This window comes from Lysinibacillus irui (genome assembly GCF_028877475.1).
Taxonomy (GTDB): Bacteria; Bacillota; Bacilli; order Bacillales_A; family Planococcaceae; genus Lysinibacillus; species Lysinibacillus irui.
Genome location: NZ_CP113528.1, coordinates 178,813 through 191,915 on the forward strand (window position 1 = coordinate 178,813; position 13,103 = coordinate 191,915).

The window sequence follows — 13,103 nt, forward strand, 5'->3', positions numbered from 1 at the left end:
TAAATATATATATTGATTATTTACTATTGTATTTTTTATTTAGCAGAGGTTAGTGTGGATCAAGTAGGTTGTCTTTCTTTTTAATGTTTTAAATGATAATTACTATTTAATTTTTATATTATTAATTATGTTTTGCTATTCAATTAAAGAATGAATACCAGAATACCAACATAATTAGTAATCTCTTTTTATTATTCCCAAAGTAATAATTAATTTAATCCATATCAATGAATTTAAATTAATAGTGTTATTTGACATTTATGGGATAAAGACATATTGTTTAAGTAAGGAAAAGTAAGGAATGGAGATGATTTGTATATGTATAAGGCTTCGCTAACAAGTAAGGGGCAATTGACTATACCAAAAGAAATTAGAGATTTTTTAGAGCTTGATACGGGAGATGAGGTAGTATTTACAGTTACAGATATTGATAATAAGACTATATTCTTTGAAAAAGTAGAAAAAAAAGAGCTATGTCCAGCCTGTAATGGAACAGGTGAATTTATTGAAAATAATTTACCTTGTTTCTTATGCGATCAAGCAAAATATATAACTAAAGACAAGCAAATCATTAACCCTCAATTGCTATATACATTAGCCAAAAATAAGGTGACTTTAACCATGAAAACACAGGAGCCCGTTAGTGGTAAGGGTATTAAGATGTATGAGATACCTAGAATTACTTTATCCAGTATTGTATATCCAGAGACAGTACTAAATAAAATACAAGATTTACTTCAAATGGAACTATTAAAAGAGTATTCGCCAAAAAATTTATACAATCCACTTGATGTTTTTGATTCAAATTTAAATAACATTTTAGAACTTTTTATAACCCAAAAAGGAAAAGAAGAAGTAAAAGCATGGTTTTGGGGAACGAAAAGGAAAAATATTTAAATTTAACTTTTTGAGGTGAATTTATGAGCAATGATAATAACAATAGTTTTAGTAACCTTTTTTCGGAAATAATAAAAGAAATAGAAGAAAATAATAGAAATCACCAAGCTTATTTAAACGAGTATTATCCAACTGATATTCCAAATAAAGTGTGTAACCATGCATTTATACAAGGAATCAAATTTGAAAATAGTTTTAAACCTAAGCTGTACGACTTTGTTCCGTTTATGAAATGTGGTGATGAAGAATTATTCTTATGGACACATACAGAAAATTCATATACTTCATTAGTCTCTAGTGTTTCCATGAATATTAAGGAGAAAAACTTCTGGAAGAATATAGGGATGATTATTCAACTAGCCTATTCTTACTCCACGGATTTTGAACATACTATGGAATCAAATTATAAATGGTGTTTTTATTTTGATCCGAATAAATCTGTATCTGAACAAGAAATATATGATTGTAGTGAATTAGATAGCTTTAGTTTATTAAATGGTGTTATTTTAAAGCTCACTGAACTGTATAATTTTTCTCCTATTATAGAACTTCTATTACGCGATGATAAGGCTTATACGTCTATGAGTAATTTTTATGCCTCTATGAAAACACATTATTGTTGTTTAATTTGTGAGCTAGGTAGAACAAGCTATAAAGAACATCCAAGTCATGAACCAAAATTTTGGGAGCAAGCAAATGTAATATCCGATTATGAAGCGGCCATTGTCCAAGCTTGTAGATGTGTTGAAGCTTTAATAGGAAAACCAACAAATAAAGATAATAAAAGTCGTTTCTTAGAACATAAAAAAAGATGGCTTAATGTTGTTGGAATTAATCCTGACGATAAATTCGAAAAAGGTGATACTACTTACATAGATTTCTACTATGACCTATTTGATCTCAGAAATTCGGCTGCTCATAGCTATGGAAAAATACCGTTTGAACTAGAAAGGAAAAAAGCTGTAGATGCACAATGCTTTGCTGCATTATTGCTTGATGGATATGTCTCAAAGAATGTTTTATCGAAAGAAATAGTAGCTGAAAGACTTAGTATAAACATGGAAATAATTGAGAAAGTAAATGAGACAATGAGTACCCCTATGACTTACAAAGGAAATGAGTAATATTGTATTGTAATTAAAAAATAAAAAGCACAAACCGAAAGGTTTGTGCTTTTATCTTTAATATGGAAATAAAGCATCCAATAGAATGTCTTCAAGATCTCCAGTTCCTAAAAAGACAAGATTACCTTCATTAACCGCAAGGATAATCTTATTCTCCTCTAAAATTTCTAAGAAGTTTATAAATGAACAATCAGAAATATAGCGATTAAAAGCGTTAACTGAAATGCTGTTTCCTTTTACTGTAGCATCAAAAGCATTTGTTGCCATCCTTGCCCAAGCAATAGGATTTTTACTTAAAATTTCTTTAGCTAATGGATCTAACATTTCACATTTACTGATTAATTCCATATATTCTTTACTATTATTATTATCGTTAGTAATTGTTTTCATAAAATAGTCTCCTTTTATTTAAGATAATCTAACTACCTTAAAGTCTAAATTTTATTAATTTCGATTCTATCGTTCATGTAAGGCATATATGTTGTAACCGTTGTACCTTCGACTACTCGTTTACACTCATAATGTTTACCATTCCAAAGAACTGTATCAATATTAGCGTTTCTCAAAGCTAGGTACTCTTCCAACGGAATAGAAGTATTGACTTGTTTGTAAGTCCAGACGACGATACTATTGAAATTGTTTTCTGCAGCTTCAACACCATTAAAAGTTTTTAACCAATGTTGATATTCTTCTTTTGTTTTAAAGGCAGTATGACGTTGACCACCTTTTGAAATTAGGTAATTATAATCTGTTTCTTTGTCATGTTCGCGGTTGTGTACCAAGAATTTATCGTGTGTCTTTGTTGTAAATTTGTGTTCTCCTTTTGTATACTCCCACACAGAAACCTCAGCGGTAAATTGAACAGCTCCGTTCGCACATGGACCATTATGGCCCCATGTTTTAAATGATTTCCTAGCAGTTCCAACATAACGAATGTTACTTGGGATAAAGAACCATGCTCCGCCACTGGTGGACGTTTTTATTTTGTTAGTATGTTGATTAGCTTCAATAAATGGAACATAGGGCTTCTCACAAATATATAGTTGATCCTTACATACATTCTCAATATGTGCATAAGCATGATATTCACCGTAACTGTTTGTAAACTGCACTATATCTCCTACTTGAGGTGTTGTAATATCTCTACTACCCTCGATATGTAGCACAAGAGATTCTATTTTTTTTAGATCCATTTCATTAACACCGTATTGTTCGTCGTAGCTTTCGTTAAAAATTTTTAATTCATTAATTGTGTTCATTATAATTTCTCCTTTTGTTTGAAATATTGTTATTTGTTTTTAAAAAATAAAAGAGTTTCGCGGGATTCCCCAACAAAACTCTTTCGCAGTTTTATCAAACTGATATGCCTAAATAATTGGCTTTAATTAATTTTTGGAAATGAAACTACATTACTATTTTTAGTAGATAATTGAGTGTTCAATTCCATAGATTTTTTTTCGTAATACGGTTCATATTCACTTCCCCAGGATGGAATAGTCTTACTTGGGTAAGGGAATGGAGCAAAATGTGGATTCTTCCATTCAGGGAAATGATCTGGAATAGTAAGGCCTTGAATGGTTAATTCACAGCGTTGTCTACGCTCCATTTCTAAATAATAGGCTCTTACAAAAGTAATACCAACTTCTCGATCTGGAAATGCATCTCTCCATGTAACTTGTATCATGCAGTCGTTTTCTTTTAGCTCTCGATCCAAACGTAAGGGATTGAACTTAATGAAAGCCTCAATCATGAATAAACCGCGTTGGAATGTTGCTAGAGTAAAAGGAAGCGTCAGAAGTGGCCAATCCTTTAACATGGATTGCTCTAATATGAAGTGAACGAAGAATATCCAAATAAAAGGTACCAAGAGATACAAAAGGCATTTGGTAATATTCTTTATTCCGATTACGTCAAAATAAGTGGGGCGACTCCAAGGTTCAATGGAATCGAAATCTTGTAGAACATATACTCTATCTCGAAACGAATTAACGACTAAGCGATAAAATGTATCGTTGATATAAGCATAATCAGTTGGCCGTATCGACCCTGGAGGATTTTTTAAGTAGAGTAACATAATAGGGGGAACATAGGGCGTGTTAAAATACCTCTGAATTTCAGCAAGATATTGATTAACCCTCATATCCTCCATTATGTCGTACTTATAATTCTTTGCTTTGGGGAATATGGTTTTGCACAACAAGAGTACAAGTAATAAATTCCACCATTCACGAATGAATTGAGTGTAACCAGCAAGCCATCTAGTACCATTAAAATAGTCAACTAGCAAGCAAACAGGAAACAACACTAAGATGATTAAAACAGGTTTAAACATTTAATAACCTTCCTTCTCTATGGAATTTTTAGGTAAATAAAAAAAAGCACCCCATAGCGAAAAAAGCATAATAGCTTCATTCTCTAGGAATGCTTTAATTAAATAATCCCTTCACCGTTTGGTTAGGGTAGTAAAAGAAAAAATAATTCGATAACTCATTTTACCATAAAAATTTATTTTAGGTATATTTTAAATTTAAATATGCTATAATTTCGGTATACACTTTTTCTTTTTTTAACTAGAACCTTAACCAGACGGTGAAAGGCTAAAATTTTTAAAACTCATTATGAGGTAATAGCAGGATAAGTCTGTCCTTTTGCTACCCTCATAATGAGTTTTTTTGTTTTTAAATAAGGAGGGAACTTATGCAAGAGGTAAAAGTAGTAACAGCATTTGGTTGCTGTGCTTTTTGGCAGACATGTAAATTAGGCACTGAAACATGTGTCTATGAGGTTAGTAATCCAGCTAAACAACAAGCCTGTGGCACTTTTAAACGTGCTAAACGAGCAGCATCATGTACGAATGTACAAGAAACAGTAGAAGTTGATCAATCTCATCAATTAATCGAAAGAAAAACTTTCGAAACAGATGACGATGGACAACTTTCTTTATTTTAAGGAGGAATATCAATGAGACAAATCTCTATATTTGATGATTATTACGCAGAGGAAAAAATAAGTACTCCCAGTAGAACAAATTGGCTATTAATAGACGGTAACAATTTAATGAATCGAGCATACTACGCAACTGCAAATAATACTATGACGGCACCTGATGGGACTCCGACAAATGGTGTTACACAGTTTTTGAAGATGTCATTGAATTACCAAAAACAAATTAATGCTAATATTGTAGTTTTCTTTGATAAAGGTAAGGGATTTCGCAAAAAATTATATCCTCCTTATAAGGAAGGACGCAATGAAACGCCAGAGTTATTGACGCAGCAGTTTCCGGTTATAAGAGAAGTATTAACTGCAGCTGGTATTCCGTATTTTTGGAACGAGGATTTAGAGGCAGATGATCTTATAGGCGCAGCTTGTAATTCGTTAAGCGGCCATAAATATATTCTTTCAAACGATAAGGACTTACTTCAATTAGTTCGAGAAGATGTTACCGTTGTTGTAAGAAAGAATAAGGTCGATGTAATGGTTACACCCCAACAATTTTCATTAGATTGGGAAGGTTTAAATCCACATCAAATAGTAGATGTTAAAGCACTTGCTGGAGATGATTCCGATAATATAACCGGTGTCATGGGTATTGGAAACAAAGGAGCAATCAACATTATTAAACATTTTGGGTGTGTAGAAAAAATTGTTATGCCTTTTCCAAAGGAAATAAAAAGGTATGAGAAGAAATTTGAAGGCAGCGGTATGAGCGATGCTTTGTTTGCAAAAAAATTAACTACCTTGAAGGTAGATACACCGCTTCAAATAAAAGAATATGAGATTAACGAATCAGGGCTTATTAACATTTGTGAGATATACGCAATGAAGTCGATTATTAATATGATTATGTATTACTAAAAGGACTGTTGATGACAGTTCTTTTTCTATTACTAATAAATTTTATCTTACTTATTGTGAGATTTATTTTAAGGAGGCTAACTGTATGTTAGAAAAGATGTGGAAAGAGCTTGAAAATGCTGAAGAAAAGTCGATATCGGCTGAAATTCTTGCATGGACCTACTTTAATCCACCAGGAGAGCTGATCAAAGATATACAAGTACATTTTGATTCTTGGGATCTAGAGGATTTTGAATTGGTTTATGACCAGGTACTGCAACTTCCACCATTAGAAGGTGAAATGTGGCATGAGACGCGGTTTGGGATTACAGATTTTGTTTCAAAAATAGACTTTTTTGAAGGTTCCAATTTGTCGATTTTACCAGAGTATATTTGGTTTAAAGTAAGTAAACCAAAAATAAGACAAAAGTTCTTTTAGGAGGAACTGACATGAACATTGAGATGAAAGCAAGTCAAACAGGAGTCGGCGATCGAGATACTATCAAGAGATTAATGACTCGTTTAACAATGGCAAAAGTGTTGGAATTGATGGGACACGACATTCAAAATTACATTTTTTTTAAACAAGAAGCTAATGATTATTCTTATTACCCAATTCAAGCTGTCATGAATGATATATTAGAGTTTTTTGATGCGGTTAATGCTGATTATACATGGGATGAAGATGATTATATATTAACTCTTAATTTTGACCCAAAAATAAAGCATCTGGAACTATTTGCTGAATCAATAACTTATGGCTGGGATGACATTGAGGAATATGGTGAATTGGAATTAGAAGAAGTAGTAGAATACCTTGAACATGGCTTAAGGTTCAATTTACAGGAATACGATGGTGTTCCATTGATGTTTTTTAGGAAATATTATGAGTTATTAAAGGAGAATAATCTAATATGAAAGTAGTAACTACTATATCTGAAAATAATTCAGTTAATGTAAAACGATATGAAAATAATGTATGTGTGGGTGAACGAAATATTAGGCTTGTTGATTATTGTAGAGGAATGATGAAACCATTACCTATAGGAGCCATATTTGAACACCTAAGTACAGAAACATCAGAGTTAGAAGAATATTTAAAAGAATTAAATGAACCTAAAAATTTTAATGAATTTTTAACTATGTTGTTAAAAAACTTATCTGCTTCTTGGTATCAAGATAATCCTATTTTATTAGAGGTTTTGGCAATAGTTATCTCCAAATTAAATACTATTAGTGTAGATAATCCGAATATTGTTAATTTCCTTACTGCTGTTACCCACAAAGTGAATGAAATCCCTTTGGGAGATAACTTGGGCACATTGGTAATCGAAATTTTAAAGCGATTCTTAAGGGAAAACAGTAACAAGGAACTTGAACAGAAAAAAGTTCAAATATTTGAGGCTATTATTTCAACTTTATCAAGTGAACAAAAAGACGAATTACAAAATGTAATTTCACAACTTACTCCACATATGGATGATGAATGGTTTAAACAAATGATAGAAAAGTCTACAGCTATAAAACAGAAAATAACTTACTTTAGCGGGTCACTGCCACCAGGACTATCTTATATGGGTGTAAATACGTTGGGTACGAGCTATGTTTATGAGGTACCTAAATCAAAGTTCCGTGTTAAATACCATGGAGCACCGATTGAAGATGTAGGGCATCCTAGATTATTAGCTATATATAAATTAAAAAACGAGGAACAAGTTTCATCAATGAAGCTTGTAGCGGTTAAAGAGAATGAAGAAATTCATGACTTAATGGATGTATATCATTATCCTTACTCACATGTGTTTTCTGATGGAAAAGTATGCTGGTACGAGTATGGGAACTTTAAAAAGAGTGATTTGCCACAAATGGCAAATTTATTCTTATCTACAAGTAACTCAAACCATGGTGTTGATTGCTTAAAATTATATAAAGAAAACGAGGGCAAAGATTTTGATGACTCAAAACTGAAACCACTCGGGAAATTAAAGGAATTGCTATAACTATAGCAATTCTTTTCTTTTAGGAGGAAAACATAGTGATTAATATTTCTGACGTAGCAGACACTTTAGAACAAATGGAGCTCCCAGATGAGATGGAAAAACTATCAAAATTACTACAAGCAATATATTTTAATCAATTTGATAGTTTAGGGCAAATAAGAGAGGTATTTGATGCGACATCAAAAGAAGAACTCATGAAATTGTTCAAGGCCATAAATGAGGAAAAATCACTTTCATTTGATGATGACGATTATGAGAGTAAGACACTAGGTGAAAAAGTAACATCTAGTGTATTTAAAAATAGTTACTGGAACGGATTAAGTTGTTCTTACTATTGGAATAAATTGAAAAATAATAAAAAGTTATTTATATAGGAGATATGTTATGTATTTCGACATGAAAATTACATTTGAACAGATGTTTACATCACTTTATATGATTGATTCACTGATAATTTTTAAGTTAATAGAAGAGTATACAAATAGTAAATTACCAGACCAAAAGAAGTTTTATAATTACGTCAATAATTTAGAATATGTATCATATGATGATTTTTATTGGCCTTTGGATTCTTTTCTATATCATACGGAAATTGGTGAAATAGTGTATGACGGGGAAGAATTTAATCTGACACTTTATTCTGTATGTGCGGCGTTTTTAAAAAAGACTAATTTGGAACCCGATTTGCAAATCGAATTAAACACTCTCATTGATGAAGTTGGTGAGAAAATTACGAATGTTGAGGATGGTATTTGTTTTTCAGTACATTGTCACTTCAACGAGAATAAACAAATATTTGAGGGTTTCCTATCGTTTGATAGAGAAGGAGCTATTTGCTGGCATAGTATATGTAAAATTCTATTAGATACTCATATCGAATGCCAAAAATATTTGTAATAAAGGAATGAATATATATGACAACAAAATTAGTATTCACAATGGAAGAAGGGAATTTCCCATTAATGGAAAGGTACGAAAACGATGTTAAAGTAGGGAATCGTAAAATTACATTGGAAATGTTGTTACGATCCTTTATCAAAGATGCATCGGTTGACTTGATATTTGATGAATTAATCAATAATAGAACAGATGATATAATAGATTATTTTGAAAATGTTAATGCAGCAAATGATAATGGCTACCTGTTTCTTGTCATTCTTTTTAATCAGATACAAGATGGGTTGCTCGATAACTCTAATTTCTCAGAATTAGCAAAGCTTGTTATTGATAAAGCTGCAGATGATGCTCTAACAGAAGAAGCATTAACTACAGTATTATCATCTTGGATTAATAAAATAAAACGGGTACCGTGTAATGCAAGATACGCGGAGTTATATAAGGACCTGCTTCAATATTTTTTAGGTTCACCAAATGAAACTGATTTAAGCGTACAAAAAGAACTATTAAAAACTATATATAAATATCTAAAAGGGTTGAAAGAAAAGAAGGAAATAGATAAATGGGTTGCAATGCATATTGAACATTTACCTACCTCTATTTTGCTTGATGAAATAAGAGCAAAAAGTGAGGGAAGTAAAATGGTATATGGATTCAGCAAAGTACCTAAAAACGCTTCTTTTGTAGCAACAACTTCAGTGGGAACAACTTATTTTTATGATATCCCTAAATCAAAAATACGTGTCAAGTTTCAGGATGTGGCCTTTGAAAACGTTGGACATCCTAGACTTTTATTCGCTATTTCCTGTGTAAATAATCAAGTACAACAGGTAAAATTATGTGCTTTAAAAGGGAAAGCAGAATTAAATTTAGAAACGGAATTGTACCATTATCCATATTCAAATGTTTTTTCAGACGGAAGAATATGCTGGTCCCAATGGGATGAGCTTCCTATTGATCAGATACCAATAATGTTTTTAAGTACATCAAATAACAGCCATTTAAATAAGGATACTTTCTCATTATTTCAGAAGTATCAAAATAAGAATTTTAATGATAGAAGTTTAAAACCTATGCAGCTAACCATAGAAAACTGGTGTTAACATTAAATATAAAGAGCAAAAGCTATCTATGCTTTTGTTCTTTATATTGTTAATTTAGGATAATTTTGCTATCTTAAATTTGTGCTAAATAATAAATTCGTAGCGTTATTCGTAACTGGAAATGAACCAATTTTATCAAATGTAGAGGTGTGTGTATGAAAAATCGTTCGTATTTTAATGACCAACTAAAAAAAGATATTATAACTAACAAAGTAAAGTGCGAAGGTAAGCATGTTGAAGAAGAGCCAAAGCTACTGTTAGAGATATCAGAAAGACAATATCAATTAAACAAAGTATTTAATACTTTATCCGTACAAGATGGAATTAGATGGATTTATGGATATGCAAATTATGTAAATGTTCTGGCGAAAAAGCCTAGAATTTCAAACTTCCATTATCGTACTTACCCTGTAGGAACTGTTGTGATGCTAGATTTTTTTGGAGGGTTTGATAAGGAGTTAATCTACGATCATCCAGCTATTGTTCTTCATAGTTCTATAGAAGGGTTGATCATTGCTCCTATTACATCAAACTCAAAGGTTTATACAAATGCAGTTAACGTTAGTACGCACGTTCGTCTTAATCGCAAAGCTCGTCCATACGGAAACTTACCTAAAGATTCTACAATTAAGTTAGAGCAATTAAGATTTGTTTCTAAATATCGTGTATTATCACAAATTGGAAGAGTCACAGATAAGCCAAAGCAAAATGAAATCCAAGAAGCTTTAAGTAATTTATTAGCCGAATTTGTAACTAAGCAGCGTGATAAAAAAATTCAAGATTTAGAACAAGAAAAGACTGTCCTGGAAGGGAAGAATACAATACTTGAAGATGAAAATCAAAGGTTAGATACATTGAATGCTACCTTAACTGAAGAATTAAGTATTAAAGAAGTTGAAAAACAAGAATTTGAAGACAAAATAAAAATTCTTGAGGAAAAAAATAAGCAACTTATCAAGGAATTAAATGAAATGAAAGGAGTAAAAAAATAATTTTTATTTATCTCTAGACAACCATTTAATAATAAGGTAATATTAATATATAATATTTGGGGGCAAATGGTCCCGTACTTTTAAGTACTTAAATTGCAATAAAATGATTTGGCACTTTTGTGTGCTGACTCCTTAACATTTTGTTAAGGAGTCTATTTATTTAAAAAGCCTTCTAACAAAAAGTTTAGAGGGCTTTTTCTATTATATTTTTGTACCTAAATTTTGAAATTGAAAATAAAAAGAAGGGAATGGTTACTCATTAAAGACTTTGCTACAAAATATTCCTGGAATGGAAATGAAGCGTTAGCAATGGCAGCACATATGGTGGATGAGTTGGCAGGAATAAATGAATTAAGTGTGAGTAATTGGTTGGAATACGATGAGATTGATTGGATAAGAAAATGCTCAAAGCCTTTTAAAAAAACATTACTTCATAATTACATAAGTTTTATATTTATTGAACAAAATGAGTACTTGTTGCATAAGCACTTGCCCATAGAGGTGATTATGTGTCTTACTGATATTATGCGGAAATATGGTATAGACTATTCTCATTTAGGAAATGTGGAGTATAGTGAACTTGAAATCGATGATGTTAATGATGAAATTGAAGATTACGGACGTAAAGTATTTAGTTTTTTTCTTGAGAAATTAGAAGTTATATTTGTGGATGATGTATTTACAGTGCTATTTGCAAATAAAGATTTTTTATATGATTTTAATAGTCAGATACAGGAGTTGGTTAGGACTTTAAATCAACGAGAGCATCCCGAATTGTTAAGGAAAAATGGTGTTTTTAAAAGAGTATATTTACCTCAATGGTTAAAAAAAGGTGTCTTTATGAGAGATAAAGGAAGATGCCAAATATGCGGTACTGATTTAACTAAGATATTCTCTTTAGAAAAAGCTGAAAATTATGATCATATAATTCCATTAGAAAAGGGTGGAACAAATGACCCTGTAAATTTTCAACTAACATGTGAAACGTGTAATAAGTCAAAGCGAGATAGAAACGAAGATTACAACAGCTTAGGATCACGGTATTGGGATATAAATGAATAATAAAATAGGATATGTTGAATTAAATTCCACGAAAAGGAGAACTAAATAATGGACTACCCATCTAGAGAATATTTAGAAGCTATTAGAAACATTCAAACAATGATGAATTCCTTTCAAGCAGATATAGTTAGAACGGGATCAATGTACAATGACCTAGCAAGAAAGGCTAGTACAATGCTAACGGAGCCATTAATGAAATGGCAAGAATTTATTAACTCGATGAATTCAAGTATGATTAGAGCACTACAGACTCAACAAAAATTATCTTTGGAGGCATCTAATACACTTAAAAGATCTATGGAATTAGCAAATTCATTTGGATATTTAGCCAATGAAATTCGTAATAGTATTCCTTTTGAAGAGCTTGCAGCAATCGATTTTGGTTATATTGATGAAATGGATAGTATTGAAAATGATGTGGAACTGGAACTTACAGAAGAATATAAAGCTTATATTCAACAAGAAATTCAGACGCAACTAAGTGCTATTAATGAGGAAGAAGAGCCGACAGCTACGACCTACCAAGAATTTTTTGTTAAGCTCTCAAATAGTATCCCTGGTCAGATATTATTCTCAATATTACTATGTATCTTTTCTCCTTTTTCAAACGCAGTTTCAGAGGATATACAGGAGTCCATAACTGAGGTATGGGAAGATGAATTTCAAATTGATTTAACTGGTGAATATAATGCCACTATTCGTAACGAAACATACTTGCGCCAAGGTAATTCAAAAACCGCTCCTATAGTTCTTCCACAAAAATTAAAGACTGGCCAGCTTGTAATTGTGAACAGTAGAAAAGGGAGTTGGGTGAAAATAATGGTATTGGTTGGTGAATCAACATACACTGGTTGGGTTGAAAAATCAAAAATCCTTAAATAAAACCTTTTAAAATTTTGTGAGCAGAAAGACTAGTAGACTTTCTTTTTTTCATAAGTAACAGGATTAATTGCTAAAACGTTATCTACATAAAATGTCCTTTTTGCTCTTCTTATATAACAATAGGCCGTAAATGTATTGTTAGTTAGCTTTAGAATTTTGACTCTTCTTTGAGTAATTGCTCCACTTTTTGAAATATAAATCATAGTAATTATTTGATTTTGCTTCATGACTTTAATTATTGAATTTTTCATTAGGTTTCACTCCTTTGTACATATGATAGAACGTTTGTTCTTTTTGTTCAAATTATCA

The 13,103-nt window shown here is 31.4% G+C and carries 17 protein-coding genes; 13 read left to right on the forward strand and 4 right to left on the reverse strand.

Annotated features, from left to right (window positions below; genetic code table 11):
- Positions 1–318: 318 nt before the first annotated feature.
- Both OU989_RS23330 and OU989_RS23335 read left to right on the forward strand, forming a co-directional pair.
- Entirely contained in the window at positions 319–897 is a 579-nt protein-coding gene (locus tag OU989_RS23330) for an AbrB/MazE/SpoVT family DNA-binding domain-containing protein (protein WP_274797450.1), read from the forward strand.
- Between the two features lie 23 nt (positions 898–920).
- Positions 921–2,021 carry a hypothetical protein gene (locus tag OU989_RS23335; RefSeq protein WP_274797451.1) on the forward strand — a complete coding sequence of 367 codons (1,101 nt, stop codon included), beginning with the start codon at positions 921–923 and terminating at the stop codon, positions 2,019–2,021.
- A gap of 57 nt (positions 2,022–2,078) precedes the next feature.
- Here OU989_RS23335 and OU989_RS23340 read toward each other — a convergent pair whose 3' ends face one another.
- The 3 genes from OU989_RS23340 to OU989_RS23350 all read right to left on the reverse strand — a co-directional run bounded on the left by OU989_RS23340 (position 2,079) and on the right by OU989_RS23350 (position 4,353).
- Positions 2,079–2,411 (reverse strand): hypothetical protein, encoded by a 333-nt coding sequence (locus OU989_RS23340; protein WP_274797452.1) that lies wholly within the window; start codon positions 2,409–2,411, stop codon positions 2,079–2,081.
- Positions 2,412–2,455: 44 nt separating this feature from the next.
- Positions 2,456–3,280 (reverse strand): DUF4121 family protein, encoded by an 825-nt coding sequence (locus tag OU989_RS23345; RefSeq protein ID WP_274797453.1) that lies wholly within the window; start codon positions 3,278–3,280, stop codon positions 2,456–2,458.
- Between the two features lie 122 nt (positions 3,281–3,402).
- On the reverse strand, positions 3,403–4,353 hold the full coding sequence (locus tag OU989_RS23350) for a hypothetical protein (RefSeq protein ID WP_274797454.1): 951 nt from the start codon (positions 4,351–4,353) through the stop codon (positions 3,403–3,405).
- A 365-nt stretch (positions 4,354–4,718) separates the two neighbouring features.
- Between OU989_RS23350 and OU989_RS23355 the strand changes: the two genes are divergently transcribed.
- The 11 genes from OU989_RS23355 to OU989_RS23405 all read left to right on the forward strand — a co-directional run bounded on the left by OU989_RS23355 (position 4,719) and on the right by OU989_RS23405 (position 12,794).
- On the forward strand, positions 4,719–4,970 hold the full coding sequence (locus OU989_RS23355; protein WP_274797455.1) for a hypothetical protein: 252 nt from the start codon (positions 4,719–4,721) through the stop codon (positions 4,968–4,970).
- 12 nt (positions 4,971–4,982) lie between these two features.
- On the forward strand, positions 4,983–5,879 hold the full coding sequence (locus OU989_RS23360) for a 5'-3' exonuclease (RefSeq protein ID WP_274797456.1): 897 nt from the start codon (positions 4,983–4,985) through the stop codon (positions 5,877–5,879).
- 85 nt (positions 5,880–5,964) lie between these two features.
- Positions 5,965–6,297 carry a hypothetical protein gene (locus tag OU989_RS23365; RefSeq protein WP_274797457.1) on the forward strand — a complete coding sequence of 111 codons (333 nt, stop codon included), beginning with the start codon at positions 5,965–5,967 and terminating at the stop codon, positions 6,295–6,297.
- Positions 6,298–6,308: 11 nt separating this feature from the next.
- The gene (locus tag OU989_RS23370; protein ID WP_274797458.1) at positions 6,309–6,776 is read left to right on the forward strand and encodes a hypothetical protein; all 468 of its coding nucleotides are present in this window, start codon (positions 6,309–6,311) and stop codon (positions 6,774–6,776) included.
- Positions 6,773–7,858, forward strand: coding sequence for a hypothetical protein (locus OU989_RS23375; protein ID WP_274797459.1), 1,086 nt, complete (start codon positions 6,773–6,775; stop codon positions 7,856–7,858). Before OU989_RS23370 ends, OU989_RS23375 begins: the two co-directional genes overlap by 4 nt.
- A gap of 35 nt (positions 7,859–7,893) precedes the next feature.
- Positions 7,894–8,232, forward strand: coding sequence for a hypothetical protein (locus tag OU989_RS23380; protein WP_274797460.1), 339 nt, complete (start codon positions 7,894–7,896; stop codon positions 8,230–8,232).
- A gap of 10 nt (positions 8,233–8,242) precedes the next feature.
- Positions 8,243–8,755 (forward strand): hypothetical protein, encoded by a 513-nt coding sequence (locus OU989_RS23385; protein ID WP_274797461.1) that lies wholly within the window; start codon positions 8,243–8,245, stop codon positions 8,753–8,755.
- Between the two features lie 17 nt (positions 8,756–8,772).
- A complete protein-coding gene (locus tag OU989_RS23390) occupies positions 8,773–9,858 on the forward strand; it encodes a hypothetical protein (protein ID WP_274797462.1) in 1,086 nt (361 codons plus the stop codon).
- A gap of 155 nt (positions 9,859–10,013) precedes the next feature.
- The gene (locus OU989_RS23395) at positions 10,014–10,850 is read left to right on the forward strand and encodes a type II toxin-antitoxin system PemK/MazF family toxin (RefSeq protein WP_274797463.1); all 837 of its coding nucleotides are present in this window, start codon (positions 10,014–10,016) and stop codon (positions 10,848–10,850) included.
- A gap of 309 nt (positions 10,851–11,159) precedes the next feature.
- A complete protein-coding gene (locus tag OU989_RS23400; RefSeq protein WP_274797464.1) occupies positions 11,160–11,912 on the forward strand; it encodes an HNH endonuclease in 753 nt (250 codons plus the stop codon).
- A 48-nt stretch (positions 11,913–11,960) separates the two neighbouring features.
- Complete coding sequence (locus OU989_RS23405) at positions 11,961–12,794, forward strand: SH3 domain-containing protein (protein WP_274797465.1); 834 nt, start codon at positions 11,961–11,963, stop codon at positions 12,792–12,794.
- A 29-nt stretch (positions 12,795–12,823) separates the two neighbouring features.
- Here the strand turns inward: OU989_RS23405 and OU989_RS23410 are convergent, their stop codons facing one another.
- Positions 12,824–13,045: a transcriptional regulator gene (locus OU989_RS23410; protein WP_274797466.1), complete on the reverse strand. Its 222-nt coding sequence runs from the start codon at positions 13,043–13,045 to the stop codon at positions 12,824–12,826.
- Positions 13,046–13,103: the final 58 nt, after the last annotated feature.